Here is a 17,531-nt window from a genome sequence, read left to right on the forward strand (position 1 = left end):
AATGGAGTAGGAGAGAGAGATGGAATAGCCTAATCCCCAATCCCTAATCCCTAATCCCTAATCCCGGAGTTTACTTCTTGTCCCAAATCCCTTCTTCCAGCTGGCGATGCAGCTCGGGGTACTTGGCCGCGTCGAAGCTGGGGATCTTGCCCAGCTTGCGCTGGTCGTTGTAATCCCGCGCCAGCTTCACCGCCACGCCCGACAGCAACAGAATGGCCACCAGGTTGGTCAGTGCCATCATGCCCATGGACGCATCGGCCATGGCCCAGATGGTGGGCAGTTCACCGATGGAACCAAACATCACCATGCCCAGCACGAAGAGGCGGAACACCAGCAAGCCGGCCTTGTGGTTGTGCTCGAGGAAAATCAGGTTGTTTTCCGCATAGGCGTAGTTGGCCACGATGCTGGTGAAGGCGAAGAACAGAATCGCGATGGCGATAAAGGTATTACCCCAGTCACCCACCTCATGAGACAGCGCCCGCTGGGTCAGCTCGATCCCGGTAATGCCGGAGCCGGGCTCAAACTGGCCGGACAGCAGTATGATGGACGCGGTACAGGTACAGATAACGATGGTATCGGTGAAAACACCCAGCATCTGCACATAACCCTGAGAAGCCGGGTGCGGCGGATACGGCGTGGCCGAGGCGGCCGCGTTGGGCGCCGAGCCCATGCCGGCCTCGTTAGAGAACAAGCCACGCTTGATGCCGTTCATCATCGCCTGGGAAATGGCATACCCCATGGCGCCGCCACCTGCCTGATCCAGACCAAAGGCCGACTTGACGATCAGCGCAAACACGCCGGGCAGTTCGGTGATGTTCATCGCCACCACCACCAGGGCAATCAGCAGGTACGCCAGTGCCATGACCGGCACCACCAGCTCGGCAAAGCGGGCAATGGTGCGCAGGCCGCCGAAGATGATCAGGCCGGACAACACCACCAGTGCCACGCCGCTTGCCCAGTGAGGAATACCGAACGCCACGTCCATGGCGGTACTGATGGAGTTGGCCTGCACCGCATTGAACACCAGCCGAAGGCGATGATCAGGAAGATGGCAAACAGCACCCCCATCCAGCGCATGCCCAGACCTTTTTCCATATAATAGGCAGGACCGCCACGATAGTTGCCGTCTTCATCTTTGACCTTGTACAGCTGGGCCAGCGCACTTTCCGCGAAGGCGGTGGACATGCCGATAAGAGCAATCAGCCACATCCAGAAGATGGCGCCCGGGCCACCCAGATACAGGGCCACGGCGACCCCGGCCAGGTTGCCGGTGCCAACCCGCGCCGCCAGGCTGGTACAAAGCGCCTGAAAAGAGGAAATGCCCGCCGCATCAGACTTGCGGCTGTGCTTGAGCACCGAAAACATGTGACCGAAATGGCGAAACTGAATAAGCCCGAGGCGAAAGGTAAAAAATACCCCTGCACCCAGCAGCAGATAGATCAGTACGCTTCCCCAAAGCAGGTCGTTGATAAAACCAATAATTGCATCCATTAATATATCTCTGCTTGCTTAAAATGATGAACCCCGCCCGACACCTGGTCCGGCCCCGGATCCGCAGCGCACGGAATCTAGCACAGGCAGGAAAAATCACCATGTGATCCCGATCACACCAAGACATAACCGATGACAAAAAAGCGATTAATACAGCATAAAGTGTACATTTAAGGATAATTAATAATACAAAAAACCAACAGGTAATGATTCTTTGAAACATAAAAATGTTTTAAAAACCATCACCTCGCAGAGATTCATACAAAACCCTTTACCGATATCGGCAGCGATAACCAACCACAGCGCCGAGGCTCCGCCCCGTCGGCTCGATCCCCGGCTTTATTTTGGTGGTCCGAATAAGAGATACTATGACTCTTTTGCAAGCCGACCAGATAAGGGACCTCTTTCCATGGCCGATAAACTGACCCAGTTGAGAAAACTCACCACCGTCGTTGCCGACACCGGCGACATCGAAGCCATCCGCAAGTACCAGCCCCAGGATGCCACCACCAACCCTTCGCTGATCCTGAAGGCTGCCCAGATCCCGGAATACAACTCGCTGCTGACCGACGCCGTGACCTGGGCCAAATCCCAGAGCCAGGATGCCGCCCAACAGCTGACCGATGCCTCCGACAAGCTGGCGGTCAACATCGGCTGCGAAATTCTCAAGCTGATCCCCGGCCGTATCTCCACCGAGGTGGATGCCCGTTTGTCATTCAATACCGACGCCAGCATCCAGAAGGCCCGCCACCTGATTGAGCTGTACCAGCAGGCCGGTATCGGCCGCGAACGTATCCTGATCAAGCTGGCATCCACCTGGGAAGGTATCCGCGCCGCCGAAGTACTGGAGCAGGAAGGCATCAACTGTAACCTGACCCTGCTGTTCAGCTTTGCCCAGGCCCGTGCCTGTGCCGAAGCCGGCGCCTACCTGATCTCACCCTTCGTGGGCCGAATCCTCGACTGGTACAAACAGAACACCGATAAAACAGACTACAGCCCGCAAGAAGATCCGGGCGTGCTGTCGGTGACCCAGATCTATGAGTATTACAAGGCTCACGGCTACAACACCGTGGTGATGGGCGCCAGCTTCCGCAACACCGGCGAAATATTGGAACTGGCCGGCTGCGACCGTCTGACCATCGGCCCCAACCTGCTGGAAGAGCTGAGCCAGGCCGAAGGCGACGTCGAGATCAAACTGCAGGATAACGGCGCGACTCAGCCCCGCCCAGCGCCCATGACCGAAGCCGAATTCCGCTGGGAGCAAAATCAGGACGCCATGGCCACCGAAAAACTGGCCGAAGGCATCCGCAACTTTGCCATCGATCAGGGCAAACTCGAGGCCATGATCAACGCCATGCTGTAAGTCAGCACAGGCATCTGATGGGCCGGGGAGTCAATGAGCCATTCATTGTCTCCCCGGCCCATTTTTTTGTGCTTAATCAAAGTGTAACAATAAGCTTCTATTGTGTAACCGACTGTGATATATCCAGATGTGACTACAACTGATAGCCAACAGGAGGGAGCCCCATGGAAAGGAGCAGCTTCGATCAGGAATTTGTGGTTGAACGGTCCCCACGCAGTAAATCGCGTGAACCCGCCAAAAAGCGCAAATGGCGGGAAATAGAAGCACTAAGGGACAGAAAGCGTTTACAACAAGAACTTCAGCAACTCGACTGCACCTTCGAACTGGAAGACATGGCAGCAGAGCTTGAACTGTAGAGCACAACAAACACAAGAAATGTAATGGTTAATCTGGCGCCCTCGGGCGCCTTTTTACATTGGCCCGGCCTGTTTACATTGAACCGGATGATATTGTGCGCAGGGTGGCCACAACAGCTACTCTGCCGTTGCGGGCAAACGCCAGTCGATGGGCGCCTTGCCCTGCTGTTGCAGCAGCGTGTTGGTGCGGGAAAAATGCCGGCAGCCGAAAAAGCCCCGATAGGCGGATAAGGGGCTGGGATGGGCCGCGGTCAGTACATGGTGACGCTGGCGGTCGATCATGGCTCCTTTTTTCTGGGCATGACTGCCCCACAGCAGAAACACCACCCCCTCGGCCTGGTCGTTAACCGCCTGAATCACCTTGTCGGTAAAGGTTTCCCACCCCAGTTTGGCATGAGAATGGGCCTTGCCCGCCTCCACCGTCAGCACCGTATTGAGCATCAACACCCCTTGCCTGGCCCAGGATTCGAGATAACCGTGTTCGGGCGCCTCAAAGCCTTCGATATCGGTGGCCAGCTCCTTATAGATGTTGCGCAGCGACGGCGGCACCCGCACCCCGGGCCGTACCGAAAAACACAAACCATGGGCCTGATCCGGGCCATGGTAGGGATCCTGCCCCAGCATCACCACCTTGACGTTGCCCGGCTCGGTATACTGCAAGGCATGAAACACATCCGGCCGGGGCGGATAAATCACCTTGCCGGCGGCGCGTTCCTGCTCGACAAAAGACATCGCCTGCCGAAAATAAGGCTGTTGTTGCTCATGGTCGATGAGCTGGGTCCAGGTCTGGGACATGGGAATTTCCGTTAACGACAAATGGGTAGGGGCGAATTTATTCGACCACAGCGGCAGAATCAAGGCTACGGGGATCCCCGTAGGCGGCCGCTACGGCGTCTCGGGTTGGCGCGGCCGGATGATGCCTTCCTGCATGGCGGTGGCCACCAGGGTACCGTCCCGGGTATAGAAGTGGCCCTGCACCAGACCACGACCGGCAATGGCGCGGGGGCTTTCCATGACATAGAGGATCCAGTCATCGAATCGGAAGTCCTGATGAAACCACATCGAATGATCGATGGTGGCCACCTGCAGCCGGGGCTCCCAGAACGAATGGCCATGAGGCATCAGGGCGGTGGGCAGAAAGTTGAAGTCCGAGGCATAGGCCAGCAGGTATTTGTGAATGCGGGGGTCATCCGGCAGGCGGCCGTTGGCCTTGAGCCAGACATGGCGTAACGGCGCCGTCTTCTCCGGCTGCAACGGATCGACGTAGTTGACCTGCCGCATCTCTATCGGGTTTTCGGCCAGCAGCTTGTCCTTGAGCCGGTCGGGAATGAAGCGGGCCAGAGCCTGAATGCGCTCGCTTTCGGGAATCAGCCCCTCCGGCCCTGCCACCTCGGGCATCAGCGCCTGATGCTCGAAACCGGCCACCGGCTGCTGGAACGAGGCGGTCAGATAGAAGATGGGCTTGCCGTATTGCAGCGCCTGCACCCGTCGGGTGGAGGTGGTTTTGCCATCGCGAATGTTTTCCACGTCATAGATGATCGGCTTGTTGACGTCACCGGGGCGCAAGAAGTAGGAGTGAAAGGAATGCACCGGCCGCTCCGGCTCCAGGGTGTATTTGGCCGCGGCCAGTGCCTGGCCCATGACCTGACCGCCAAAGACGGCGCCAAAACCCAGATCCATGCTCTGGCCACGATAGAGGCCGTCGTCCAGAGGCTCCAGCGCCAGCAGCCTCAATAGTTCATCAAGTGCCTGACTCATGCCTTGGCTACCTGTTCATTCAACGAGTCCGGTTACGTTAACACAGGCCGATAACGCCCGGATAGCCCCGGCGGGTAACGGAAAACGGGCAAGAAAAAGGGCAGCCAATTGGCTGCCCTTTCAAGTGTCGTCGGCTTATTCCTTAAACCTGATTGCTCCCTGCATTCCCTGACCTGACTCGTCCTGAGTCTTCCCCTACCCGTTCCGTCGGGGTGTTCCTGCATCATCCTGACTGGTTGCATCCTGCCACCATCCGCTCCATCCTGGAGGTATCCCTTACCGCATCCTGCGGTTATCCTCTTGGCCTTCCGGGCCCTGTCCTTTCGTCATCCTGACGGCCGACACTCCTCGTCGACATCACTTCCTTATCCCTGTTCCGGCTCCGTGCCAGTCATCCCTGGTGGTTATCCTTTACCGCCGCTCTTCCCGAGCTGCCAGCTGCCTTGCTGTTGGTAGTAATGATACGGCTTTTATCGCCGCGCTCAATTCACCCGGCAAGCCATCCGGCTGTACACAAAACAGCCAAACATATAAACCTAAGCAAAATCAACATCTTGAAACAACAAGCGGGAAGATGGCAGCAACACAAACCGCCTTATCCTCGCGTCGATTGAGAGATCTCTTACAAGGAACAGGGAGGGATGACGCATCTGCCAAAAAAAGAGGCTGACGTCAGTCGTCGCCAGCCTCTCGATGTCCCCTTCACGTGCCGCTGCGGTAGACTCCCGTCTGCACGGGAATGACCAATAATGTCGTCGCGCCATATTTGTCACTCCTGCGAAGGCAGGAGCCCATCTGTGGCTCAACTCGATTCAACAGATCGAGCGCCAGCGCATGAATTCCCGCCACACGGCAAGCACGGCAACACAGCCAGAGGAATTGTAGATAGCAGGCCCGGGGAGTTTGTCAGCCGGCCAAAACGAAACATGCCGGGACAAGCCCGGCATGACATGGAGTAATAGGTCGCGCTATTACTTCATCATCTTCGCTTTCAGAGCGGCGAAGTCGGCGGGGATCACGCCCGACAACGACTCCATGGCCACGTGCTTGGCCAGGGGGCCCGGCAGCGGAATGTCCTGACCCAGGATCTCGTCCACGCTTTCCTTGAACTTGGCTGGATGGGCGGTACAGAGGAAGATACCCACTTCGTCCTTGCCCCGCTCCCGGTTCAGCAGATCCCAGCCGATGGCACCGTGGGGCTCGCACAGGTAGCCCTGCTCGAACAGCCGCTTGAGCGCGTCTTTGGTCTGCTCGTCGTTGAGCGCGCCGGAGGCGATGTCGGACAGTTTCCAGCCCTTGACCCGGCACAGCTCTTCGACCCGCGGCCAGTTGTTGGGGCGGCTCACGTCCATGGCATTGGACAGGGTCGCCACGGTGTTTTTCGGATCCCAGCTGCCGCTTTCGAGGTAACGCGGCACCGTGTCGTTGGCGTTGGTGGCGGCGACGAAGCGCTTCACCGGCAGGCCCAGTGCCTTGGCAATCAGACCGGCGGTCAGGTTGCCGAAGTTGCCAGACGGCACCGCGATCACCGCCTTGCTACGCTGGTCGGCAGGCAGCTGCGCCACCGCCTCGAAGTAATAGCAGACCTGCGCCACCAGGCGGCTGATGTTGATGGAGTTGGCAGAGTTTAGGCCCACGGCGGCTTTCAGCTCTTCATCGTCGAATGCCTGCTTCACCAGCGCCTGACAGTCGTCGAAGTCACCCTGCACCGCATAGGTGCTGATGTTGTCACCCAGGGTAGTGAACAGTTTTTCCTGCAGCGGGCTGATCTTGCCCTCGGGATACAGGATCACCACCTCGATGTTGGGCAGACCGTAGAAGGCATGCGCCACCGCGGCACCGGTATCACCGGAGGTGGCGGTCAGAATGGTGATTTTATTGCCGTCCTTGCTCAGGGTCGCCAGACACTGGGCCATGAAACGGCCACCGAAGTCCTTGAACGCCAGGGTCGGGCCGTGGAACAGCTCCAGGGCGTAGGTGTGGTCGTCTACCTTGACCAGCGGCGCCGGGAAGGTAAAGGCGTGCTCTACCATGGCGGTAAGGGTGGATTCGGGAATTTCATCCCCGATCAGGTGCTGCAAAACGGCCACCGAGCGCGGCACCAATGGTTGCTCCAGCAGCGCGTCGATGTTGGCGATGGGCGTCAGGTTTTCCGGAAAAAACAGCCCCTGGCCACGACCCAGCCCCTGCTTTACCGCACCGGCAAAATCGATGGTTTCCGCATGATCCTTGATATTGTACAACTTCATAATTCTGTTCCTGTTACCCGAGCGCCCTCGGCATCTATTTTGCAAATATGGCAGAAGCCATCCTGATTCTGAATAAAGTGTTCGGCCAGCCAGCCCTTCAGTTTTTCCGCCTGGCTCAAGTCCTTGAGCACGCAGAACACGGTGGGGCCGCTGCCGGAAATACCGGTGGCCAGCGCGCCCATGGCGGCGGCCTGCTCCCGCACGGCGTCGAAGCCGGGGATCAGCTGAGACCGGTAGGGTTCGGCAATCACGTCTTTCAGCATGGCGGCAGCCACCGGCTCCTGACCGGTGTGGCTGGCATGCACAAAGCCCGCCAGACGGCGGCCGTAGGTGAGGCAGTCCTGGCGGCGATATTGTGCCGGCAGTATGCTGCGCGCCGCCGAGGTAGAGACATTGATACCCGGGTAGCACAGCACCCAGTACCAGTCGTCGAAGCTGGGCAGCGTCTGGCTGACCACACCGGCTTCATCCAGCACCAGCTGCATGCCGCCAAAATGGCAGGGCGCCACGTTGTCGTAATGAACGGAGCCGGAAATCTGCCCTTCCAGCTCGCCCATCAGCAGCATCAGTTCATGCTCGCTCAGCGCCTGGTCGTAAAAGGCATTCAGGGCCACGAAAGCGGCCACGATGCTGGTGGCGCTGGAGCCGAGGCCCGAGCCCACCGGCATGTTTTTTTCCAGCGTCATCACCAGCGGCTTGCGGCCGATGCCCTTCTGCTCCAGCGCCTTTTCATAGGCCAGGTAGCAGTCGTAGACGATGTTCTGCTTGAAGTCGTCCGGCAGCTTGTGGGCGAAGGCGCCGGTCTTGCCGAGCGCAAAGTCGCCCTCGGTGTCGGCCACCAGCACCCGGTCCCCCAGCAGGGTGCCGTCCAGCGGGGCCATGGCGGCCCCCAATACATCAAACCCCACGCTCACATTGGCGGTAGAGGCAGGCGCGAACGCAACAACACTCATTTAAATCTCCTGCTTCCAATTATGGGTGCGCAACAGGTCGGCGAACACGCCGGCGGCGGTCACATCGGCACCGGCGCCATAGCCACGCAGTACCAGCGGAATCGGCTGGTAATACTGGGTGTAGAACGCCAGGGCGTTTTCGCCGTCTTTCACCTTGAACAGGGGATCATCGCCATCTACGGCCTTGATCGCAACCTTGCACTGGCCATTTTCGATTTCACCCACATAACGCAGCACCTTGCCGTCGGCGGCGGCCTGCGCCACCCGGGCTTCGAAGTAGCCGTTGGCCTCGGGCAAACGGGCCATGAACTGTTCGATATCGCCGCTGGCATCGAATTCCGGTGGCAGCGAGGCTTCCACCTCGATGTCTTCCAGACTCAGGGGCATGCCCGCTTCCCGGGCCAGGATCAGCAGCTTGCGCGCCACGTCCATGCCGCTGAGATCGTCCCGCGGATCCGGCTCGGTAAAGCCGTTTTCACGGGCAACACGGGTGGCGTCGGCAAAGCTCATGCCTTCGTCCAGCTTGCCGAAGATGTAGGACATGGAGCCGGACAGGATGCCACCGAAGGCCTTGAGCTGGTCGCCGGCGCGGATCAGGTTCTGCAGGTTTTCGATTACCGGCAAACCGGCGCCCACGTTGGTCTCGTAAAGAAACTTGCGGTGGGTACGCTGGGCGGCCCGACGCAGCTGGCGGTAGTAGTCCAGGCTGGTGGTGTTGGCTTTCTTGTTGGGAGTGACCACATGGAAACCGGCGGCCAGAAAGTCGGCGTACTGATCGGCCACGCCGTCGCTGGAAGTACAGTCCACCAGCACCGGGTTGATCAGATGGCTGTCTTCCACCATCCGCTGCAGACGCGGCAGGTTGAAGCTGTCGGTGGCCTGTTCCAGGCTGTCGCGCCACTCATTCAGGTTGATGCCGTTGCGGTCCAGCGCCATCTTGCGGGAGTTGGCGATACCCACCACCCGAATGCCGATGTCCTGCGCTTCCAGCACCGACTGCTGACGGCGGATCTGCTCCAGCAGCGCCGCGCCCACGCCACCACAGCCCACCAGGAACACATCGATGAAGCGACGGCTGGAGAAGAAGTTCTGGTGACAGGCCTTGATGGCCTCGGTGGTCTTGGTCTTGTGGATCACCGCCGAGATGGAACGCTCGCTCGAGCCCTGGGCGATGGCCACGATGTTGATGGAGGCTTCGGCCAGCGCATTGAAGAAGCGGGCCGACACGCCCTTGACGGTGCGCATGTGATCGCCCACCAGGGAGATGATGGCCAGATCCTCGATGATATCCAGCGGCTCCAGCAGCTTGTTCTTGAATTCCAGCGCAAATTCGCTGGCGATGGCTTTCTGCGCCTTGACCTGATCAAAGCTGTGAATGCAGAAGCTGACACTGTATTCCGACGAGCTCTGGGTAATTAGCACGATGCTGACCCCGGCGCGAGACACGCAGGAGAACAGGCGGCCGGCCATGCCCACCATGCCTTTCATGCCCGGACCCGAGATGTTGATCATGCTCATGCCGACCAGATCGGAAATTCCCTTGACCTGCTGTTCGTCGTCACTGCACTCGGGGCCGATGAGCGAGCCTTCGCCCTGAGGGTTACCGGTATTCTTGATAAGACAGGGGATATGGAACTGGGCGATGGGCGCGATGGTCTTGGGATGCAGCACCTTGGCACCGAAGTAGGACAGCTCCATCGCTTCTTTATAGGACAGCTGCTTGAGCAGCTTGGCATCCGGCACCAGCCGCGGATCGCAGTTGTAGACGCCGTCCACGTCGGTCCAGATTTCGCAGCACTCGGCGCCCACACAGGCGGCCAGCACGGCGGCGGAGTAATCGGAACCGTTACGGCCCAGGATCACGGTTTCGCCTTTCTCGTTGCCGGCGGTGAAGCCCGGCATCAGATAGACGCAATCGCTGCGCAGGCCCTGATCGATAAACCGCTGACGGGACACTTCGATATTGACGTGGGCTTCGAGGAAGCTGCCCTCGCCCAGCAGCATGGTCTGGGGCGTGATCACCTCCACCTGCTCGCCGCGCGCCTTGAGCAGCTCGGACATGGTGGCGATAGACAACGCCTCGCCCCGGCTCAGAATGTGGGCCTGGGTGTTGTCCGGGCATTGCTGCAGCAGGCTCACGCCCTGCAGCAGACGGGCCAGCTGACCCAGTTCGCGATCGACGCGGGCCTTGATTTCCTGATCATCGAACTGCTCAAACTGGGCCTTGAGCCCCTGAATGATACCGTGAAAAATCTGTTCGATTTCTTTCAGTACCGGTGCCGGATCCAGGCCACGAATGGTCTGCTCCACGACCGCGACCAGATGGTTGGTCACCCTGGCGGGGGCTGACAGAACCAGCGCCACTTGAGATTGCTGCTGATTGTTGACCACGATATCGGCGACATTGATGAATCGCTCGCTGTTGGCCAGAGAAGTGCCGCCAAATTTCAAGACACGCATTGATTACTCCCTGTATAAAACTAAAAAGCGTAAAACGAAAAAGCCCGCATCGGATGGGGACGCGGGCTTGAGAATTCTAATCGGTTTGTCGTCAGCGCATCAGCCCGCCCCAGTGCCACCAGTGGTGGTACCGGTAATAATAATGGTGGTGATGCGGCTTGCACTCGGCAACATGACGAATAACCTCTGAAAACGAATGGCATAGCAATAACCCGAGCGTCCCTGCTTGTCAACTTCAATCCCCGGCCGACAGGGCCCGGTCCAGGTCCTTGTAAAGCAGATGCAGCAGATTGAGGTCCCGCTGTTCCAGCATAGGCAAACGGTCACTCACCCACTCTGCCAGTTTTTCCTGCTGCGATACCCCGACCTTACTGAACAATTGCTCTGTTTTTTGCTGCAACACCCTTAACTGGGTGTTTTCGGATTGAACGTCGGTTTTTTCTTCGTTTTCTTCACTCAGCCCCTGGCTGAACTCCCAGGCATAAAGCATGATGGCCTGGCCCAGGTTCAGCGAAGGATAACTCACTTTCAGCGGCAGATAGCTGATGATGTCGGCCAGCGCCAGATCCTCGTTACTTAACCCGGACTCCTCGCAGCCAAACAGCAACGCCACCTTTTGCACGCTTTTATTGTTAACCTGGGCAATGGCCTGCTTGGGCGTCAGATAATAGCGGTAGCGCCCCCGCTGCCGGGCGGTGGTGGCAATCACCAGATCCATGTCGGCCAGTGCCGGCACCAGCTCGTCGAAAGATTCGGCTTGCTCCAGCACCTCCTGGGCCCCGTGAGCCACCCAGTGCGCCTTGTCCTGCTCGTGCACCCGGCTGTTGACCAGCCGCATCCGGTCAAACCCCATGGTTTTCATCGCCCGCGCCGCGGCACCCACGTTTTCCGCCCGTGCCGGCGACTTGAGTACAAAATAAAGCTGCATGCCAATCTCCCAACGAAACGCCGCACATTGTCCCACTAAAACGGGGTCGGAGACAATTCAGCCGGAATATTCATCTTTGGGACGAAGCGGGTGTTTTCAGCGAGATCAATTACGTAAGGTAGCTGCATGCACAGCACCCTCGATTAACGATGAAAAACCATGCAGGAGCCCCCATGAATCATCACGCCAGGGACATGGCCCGGATCATCATGACCCGTTTCAATGACTTTTATCGCTGCTTTCTCGATATCACCGCGGGGGCTCAGGCCCGGTTCGAGGCCAGAGACTGGCTGGGCGTGCAGCAGGCCGGTCGCCAGCGCATTCGCCTGTACGACCGCCATGTCAACGACACGGTGCAGGCCATTCGCGACCAGAGCGGCGGCGGCCCTCTCGGCCAGCACACGCTCAAGGCCATCAAGCAGGCCTTCAACGATCTGCTGATCGAGCATACCAATCCGGAAATCGCCGAGTCCTTTTACAACTCGGTGTACCGCCGCTCTTTTCGCCATCGAAACATCCGCGCCGACCACCTCTATATTCACGGCTTTATCCGGCGCACCGCGGTACCGGACCTCTCCCCTTACTGTTCGCAATACCACACCGGTGCCGACCGGCTGACCGACTGCCTGCGTCAGGTGCTGCAAGGGCTGAAGCTGCAGGTGCCCTTCAGGGATCTGGAGCAGGATCTGGACTATGTAGGTCGTTACCTGCGGCAATTCGGGCCGGACGATCTCGCCCACATTGATGTCAGCCTTACCTTTATCAACCACCTGTTCTTTCGCAACAAGGGCGCCTATCTCGTCGGCAAGCTGGAATACGACCACGTCGAACTGCCGTTCATTTTGCCCATACTGCACGATGAACAGGGCGGACTTTATCTGGATACCCTGATCCTCTCCCACGACGACGCCTCCATTCTGTTCGGCTTCGCTCGCGCCTACTTCATGGTGTGGTGCCCGGTACCGGCCCTGCTGGTGCATTTTTTGCGGCCACTGCTGCCCAACAAGGCCGACTACGAAATCTACAACGCCATCGGCTGCCAGAAGCATGGCAAAACCGAGCTTTACCGGAGCTTTCTGCAGCATCTGCACGATTCTCGCGACCAGTTCGTACTGGCGCCCGGCATCAAGGGCATGGTGATGTGCGTGTTTACCCTGCCTTCCTATGACGTGGTGTTCAAAATCATCAAGGACCGCTTCACCCCGCCCAAGGAAGTCAGTCACGACACGGTGCGCGCCAAATATCGGCTGGTAAAACAGCATGACCGGGTCGGCCGCATGGCCGACACCATGGAGTTCACCAACTTCGAGCTGCCGTTGCACCGCATCAGCCCCGAATTACTGGCCGAGCTGCAACGGGTCGCGCCCTCGCTGCTCACCATGACCGGTGATACCCTGATGATCCGCCATCTTTATACCGAACGGCGCATGACCCCACTCAATATTTATCTGGAGCACGCATCGGATCGGCAGGTGGTGGATGCCATCGACGAATACGCCAACGCCATCAAGCAGCTGGCCACCGCCAACATCTTTCCCGGCGACATGCTGTTCAAGAACTTCGGCGTTACCCGTCACGGCCGGGTGATTTTCTACGACTACGACGAAATATCCTACATGACCGAATGCAACTTCCGCGATATCCCCAAGGCCCGCTATCCGGAAGACGAGCTCAGCGCCGAGCCCTGGTATTCGGTGGCACCCAACGATATCTTCCCCGAAGAATTCGCCACCTTTCTGCTCAGCAGCCCACGCATTCGCGACGCCTTCAAGCAGCAGCACAACGACCTGTTCACCGCCGGCTACTGGCGCCAGCTGCAGCAGAACATCAATGCGGGCCAGTTTGGCGATGTCTATCCCTACCGGCGCAAGCGCCGCTTCCGCTATCTGTATGAAGAGCAGGGACTGGGTAAACATGGGGAATAGGGAATGGGGAGTAGGGAATGGGTAAACATGGGAATGGGGAATGGGCCAATCCCTATTCCCCAATCCCTAATCCCCGCCCTTATAACTGCGGGTGGCTCAGGGGCTCCCGGGCCACCAGGATGCCGTTGATATCGGCGTAGAGATAATCGCCGGGGTAGATGGTGGCGCTGGCAAAGGTAACGGGAACATCCACGTCTCCCTGGCCGCGCTTTTCGGTTTTCATCGGACAGGTCGCCAGCGCCTTGACCCCCAGCCCCATGCCGCCGATGGCACCGGCATCGCGAATGGCGCCGTTGATCACCACCCCTTCCCAGCCGTTTGCCACCGCGGTTTCGGCCAGTTGATCGCCCATCAGGGCCCTGCGCAGCATGCCACCACCGTCGACCACCAGCACCTTGCCGGTGCCCGGGGTGGCCACCAGTTCCCGTACCCGGGAGTTATCCTCGTAGCAACGCACCGTGACCACCTGGCCCCAGAACACATCCTCTCCGCCATAATCCCTGAACAAGGGTGCCAGTATCGTCACCTTGTCGCCGTGCTCATCACATAAATCCGGTAGCAAATCCAGCATCTTAGCCTCCTTGTGACTACAACAATGTCTGTTTGAACGAGCCCTCTGCCAGGCCAGGAAACAGGATCTCCCGTCCTGCTGCATACCTTTGTATAACATTCGGCTCCCGTTGTTAAATCGCAGCTTGACCTGCGTCAAAAATCACCATAAAACTATTTAACATTATCAGCCTCAGACTGTTGTTATGCCCCTGTTAACTGTTAAAATAAGACAACTTTGGCTAATGGACCTCTGTTTGTCCCGTCCGTCTACTTTGGGGCGCGAAGCAGTAACTGCATGGGATGCAAATAAAAAAACGACTCAAAGAGACAGCGAAACCGGGCTGATGCCCTGCATAAATTGAAAGGCGATAACGTCATTTAATTACACTCGCTGCTCACCGGTTCCGGCAACTGTTGATACTGAATTCTATTTACATCTAAAAACAGGTAGGCTCATGCAGACTCCCCACATCCTTATCGTTGAAGACGAACTGGTTACCCGCAACACGCTGAAAGGCATTTTCGAGGCAGAAGGCTACGCCGTACTGGAAGCCACCGATGGCGAAGAAATGTACAAGGCCTTGTCCAGCAACAAGATCAATCTGGTGATCATGGACATCAACCTGCCCGGTAAAAACGGCCTGCTGCTGGCACGCGAGCTGCGTGAGCAACACAGCCTGGCGCTGATGTTTCTGACCGGCCGCGACAACGAAGTCGACAAGATCCTGGGGCTGGAAATTGGCGCCGACGATTACATCACCAAGCCGTTCAATCCGCGCGAGCTGACCATCCGGGCCCGCAACCTGCTGAGCCGCACCATGCAGACCCCGGAAGTTCAGGAAGAAGAAAAGCAGATTGAAGCCTACCGCTTCAACGGCTGGAGCCTGGACATCAACAGCCGCGCCCTGATCAGCCCCAACGGCGAGATGTTCAAGCTGCCGCGCAGCGAATTCCGCGCCATGGTGCACTTCTGCGAAAACCCGGGCCAGATCCAGAGCCGGGCCGAACTGCTGAAGAAAATGACCGGCCGCGAGCTCAAGCCCCACGATCGCACCGTGGACGTTACCATTCGCCGCATCCGCAAGCATTTCGAGTCCATCCCCGACACGCCGGAAATCATCGCCACCATTCACGGCGAAGGCTACCGCTTCTGCGGCGACTTGGAAGACTAAAACAAAAAACCCCGCTCACGCGGGGTTTTGCATTCAGGCCATTCGCTCACGGCATTACCTTGTTACACCAATCCCCGGCCTCATCCGTAGCTGCCACTTTAGTCGGCAGGCTCTGCGGAGCAGAGCAAGGGCCTGAAGCGCATGCGCGGTACCTGACCGTTTACGATTCGCTGCCGGCTTGCGCCGCATAAATGGGCGCCTACGGAAACAACAATCCGATCTCATCCGTAGCTGCTGCTTTAGCTGGCAGGCTCTGCGGAGCAGAGCAATACCAACAACGCCGGGCCTGCCGATCATGCGCCATGCCTGACCGTTTACGATTCGCCTGCCGGCTTGCGCCGCATAAATGGGCGCCTACAATACAACGACCCGGCCTTATCTGTTTTATTTCCACGCCTTGATCTGCGCCAGCAGCCCGTTGGTGGCACTGTCGTGCCTTGTGGTCACGCCATCGTCCGCCAAGTCGGTGATCAAGCGGGCTGCCAGCTTTTTGCCCAGCTCAACCCCCCATTGGTCGAAGCTGTTGATGTTCCACAACACGCCCTGCACAAAGGTCTTGTGCTCGTAAAGGGCTATCAGGGCGCCCAGATTATGGGGGTTAAGCTCATCGCACAACATGGTGGTACTGGGGCGGTTGCCGTCCATCACCTTGCTGGGCGCCAGCCTGGCGATGGCCTCGGTATTCAGCCCCTCGGCCGCCAGCTCCGCCTCTACCTGAGTTCGGTTTTTACCAAACGCCAGTGCCTGAGCCTGAGCCAGCATGTTGCCCAGCAGCTTGCGATGATGTTCGGGGTAGTCGTAAGTGGAGCGGGCAAAACCGATAAACTCCGCCGGCACCACCTGGCTGCCCTGGTGCAGCAACTGAAAAAACGCATGCTGGCCATTGGTGCCCACCTCGCCCCACACCACGGGACCGGTGTTGTGGGTAACCTTCTCGCCGAGGCTATTCACGCCCTTGCCGTTGGACTCCATGTTCAGCTGCTGCAAATAGGCCGGAAAACGCTTCAGGTGGTGGCTGTAGGGGAAGATGCCTTCGCTGGTCAGCCCCAGCACATTGATGTTCCAGATGCTGAGCAGCGCCAGCAACACCGGAACATTCTGCTCGAAGGGCGTATGCCGCAGATGTTCGTCCATCTCGTGAGCGCCCGCCAGCAGTTGCTCGAAGCGCTCGAACCCCAGCGCCAGCGCGATGGGCAGGCCGATGGCCGACCACAGCGAAAAGCGCCCGCCCACCCAGCTCCAGAACTCGAACATCTGCTCGGTGTCGATGCCGAACTCCTGCACCGCAGCGGCATTGGTCGACACAGCCACAAAATGCTTTTTAACCTGGGTTTCATCACCACAGGCAGCCAACAGCCAGGCGCGGGCGGCACGGGCGTTGGTCATGGTTTCGTCGGTAGTAAAGGTCTTGGAAGAAACCACAAACAGGGTACGGGCCGGATCCACCGTTGCCAGCACCGAGGCCAGCTGCGCAGCGTCCATGTTGGACACAAAATGCGCCCGAATGCCCCGGTCCAGATAAGGAGCCAGCGCCTCCACCACCATGGCCGGCCCCAGGTCGGAACCGCCGATGCCGATGTTGACCACGTCCGTAATGGGCTGACCACCAAAACCGCGCCATTCGCCCGCATGCACCCGTTCGCAAAAGGCCCGTAGCCGCGCCAGCTCGGCATGCACCTGAGGCACCACGTTCACCCCGTCCAGCACCGCGCTGGCACCTGCCGGCATGCGCAACGCCGTGTGCAGCGCCGCCCGTCCTTCGGTATGGTTAAAGCGGTTGTCGCCGAACAACGCCTCTATGGCCGGCGCCAGCTTCATGTCTCGCGCCAGCTCGCACAGCAATGCCAGCACCTCGTTCGACCAGTGCTGACGAGACAGGTCCACCCGCATGTGACTGCCAAAGGCAAAACAAAAGCGCGAAAACCGTTCGGGATCCTCGGCAAAGCGCTGGCTCAGGCTCATCGCCTGCTCCCGCTGCTTGAATTCCTGTAACGCCACAAACCGTGGCTGCTGAACTAAAGACGTCATCCCAATCCTGTTATTTATTATAAAAATTTAACCCGTGAGGCTTTTTAAGGTTTATTAGCTTCAATAAATGGGCACGTTATCCATCATGCCTGCGACAAAATGCCGGGTTGCAGGGTCGTGGTGCCGTAGGCGCCCATTTATACGGCGCAATCCTACAAACGAAACGAATATTACAGGCACGGCGCCCGTTCCCACCCCCCAGCAGAGCTGGGCCTGCCAGCTGAAGCGGCAGGCTACAGGGGCACCGGTTGTGATTTCCGTAGGCGTAGGCGCCCATTTATGCGGCGCAAACCTAC

The 17,531-nt window shown here is 58.5% G+C and carries 12 protein-coding genes and 1 pseudogene; 4 read left to right on the plus strand and 9 right to left on the minus strand.

The annotated features are described in order from the left end of the window. Positions 1-70: 70 nt before the first annotated feature. A pseudogene (locus BFR47_RS11395) lies at positions 71-1,491 on the minus strand (alanine/glycine:cation symporter family protein). Between the two features lie 409 nt (positions 1,492-1,900). On the opposite strand from BFR47_RS11395, the gene tal reads away from it, so the two are divergent. Together tal and BFR47_RS11405 are read left to right on the plus strand one after the other, a co-directional pair. Next, positions 1,901-2,854: a transaldolase gene (tal, locus tag BFR47_RS11400; RefSeq protein ID WP_071473192.1), complete on the plus strand. Its 954-nt coding sequence runs from the start codon at positions 1,901-1,903 to the stop codon at positions 2,852-2,854. 164 nt (positions 2,855-3,018) lie between these two features. Further along, positions 3,019-3,210, plus strand: coding sequence for a DUF3545 family protein (locus BFR47_RS11405; protein WP_071473193.1), 192 nt, complete (start codon positions 3,019-3,021; stop codon positions 3,208-3,210). Between the two features lie 117 nt (positions 3,211-3,327). Here the strand turns inward: BFR47_RS11405 and ung are convergent, their stop codons facing one another. The 6 genes from ung to BFR47_RS11435 form a co-directional block, all read right to left on the minus strand. Next, the gene (gene ung, locus BFR47_RS11410) at positions 3,328-4,005 is read right to left on the minus strand and encodes a uracil-DNA glycosylase (protein WP_071473194.1); all 678 of its coding nucleotides are present in this window, start codon (positions 4,003-4,005) and stop codon (positions 3,328-3,330) included. A gap of 90 nt (positions 4,006-4,095) precedes the next feature. Further along, positions 4,096-4,968 carry an acyl-CoA thioesterase II gene (tesB, locus tag BFR47_RS11415; protein WP_071473195.1) on the minus strand — a complete coding sequence of 291 codons (873 nt, stop codon included), beginning with the start codon at positions 4,966-4,968 and terminating at the stop codon, positions 4,096-4,098. 971 nt (positions 4,969-5,939) lie between these two features. Continuing rightward, positions 5,940-7,217 carry a threonine synthase gene (gene thrC / locus BFR47_RS11420; protein WP_071473196.1) on the minus strand — a complete coding sequence of 426 codons (1,278 nt, stop codon included), beginning with the start codon at positions 7,215-7,217 and terminating at the stop codon, positions 5,940-5,942. Next, positions 7,214-8,170 (minus strand): homoserine kinase, encoded by a 957-nt coding sequence (gene thrB, locus BFR47_RS11425; protein ID WP_071473197.1) that lies wholly within the window; start codon positions 8,168-8,170, stop codon positions 7,214-7,216. Before thrB ends, thrC begins: the two co-directional genes overlap by 4 nt. Continuing rightward, complete coding sequence (gene thrA / locus BFR47_RS11430) at positions 8,171-10,630, minus strand: bifunctional aspartate kinase/homoserine dehydrogenase I (RefSeq protein WP_071473198.1); 2,460 nt, start codon at positions 10,628-10,630, stop codon at positions 8,171-8,173. 235 nt (positions 10,631-10,865) lie between these two features. Then, positions 10,866-11,558 carry a tRNA/rRNA methyltransferase gene (locus BFR47_RS11435; RefSeq protein ID WP_071473199.1) on the minus strand — a complete coding sequence of 231 codons (693 nt, stop codon included), beginning with the start codon at positions 11,556-11,558 and terminating at the stop codon, positions 10,866-10,868. A 173-nt stretch (positions 11,559-11,731) separates the two neighbouring features. On the opposite strand from BFR47_RS11435, the gene aceK reads away from it, so the two are divergent. After that, positions 11,732-13,483 (plus strand): bifunctional isocitrate dehydrogenase kinase/phosphatase, encoded by a 1,752-nt coding sequence (gene aceK, locus BFR47_RS11440; protein WP_071473200.1) that lies wholly within the window; start codon positions 11,732-11,734, stop codon positions 13,481-13,483. Between the two features lie 79 nt (positions 13,484-13,562). Here the strand turns inward: aceK and BFR47_RS11445 are convergent, their stop codons facing one another. Then, entirely contained in the window at positions 13,563-14,054 is a 492-nt protein-coding gene (locus BFR47_RS11445) for a putative 4-hydroxy-4-methyl-2-oxoglutarate aldolase (RefSeq protein ID WP_071473201.1), read from the minus strand. Between the two features lie 436 nt (positions 14,055-14,490). Here BFR47_RS11445 and arcA point away from each other — a divergent pair, with 436 nt between their 5' ends. Beyond that, the gene (gene arcA / locus BFR47_RS11450; protein WP_071473202.1) at positions 14,491-15,207 is read left to right on the plus strand and encodes a two-component system response regulator ArcA; all 717 of its coding nucleotides are present in this window, start codon (positions 14,491-14,493) and stop codon (positions 15,205-15,207) included. Between the two features lie 384 nt (positions 15,208-15,591). Here the strand turns inward: arcA and pgi are convergent, their stop codons facing one another. Continuing rightward, positions 15,592-17,235 (minus strand): glucose-6-phosphate isomerase, encoded by a 1,644-nt coding sequence (gene pgi, locus BFR47_RS11455; protein WP_071473203.1) that lies wholly within the window; start codon positions 17,233-17,235, stop codon positions 15,592-15,594. Positions 17,236-17,531 lie beyond the last annotated feature (296 nt).

Origin of the sequence: Oceanisphaera psychrotolerans (genome assembly GCF_001870485.1) — a bacterium.
Lineage (GTDB): Bacteria > Pseudomonadota > Gammaproteobacteria > Enterobacterales > Aeromonadaceae > Oceanimonas > Oceanimonas psychrotolerans.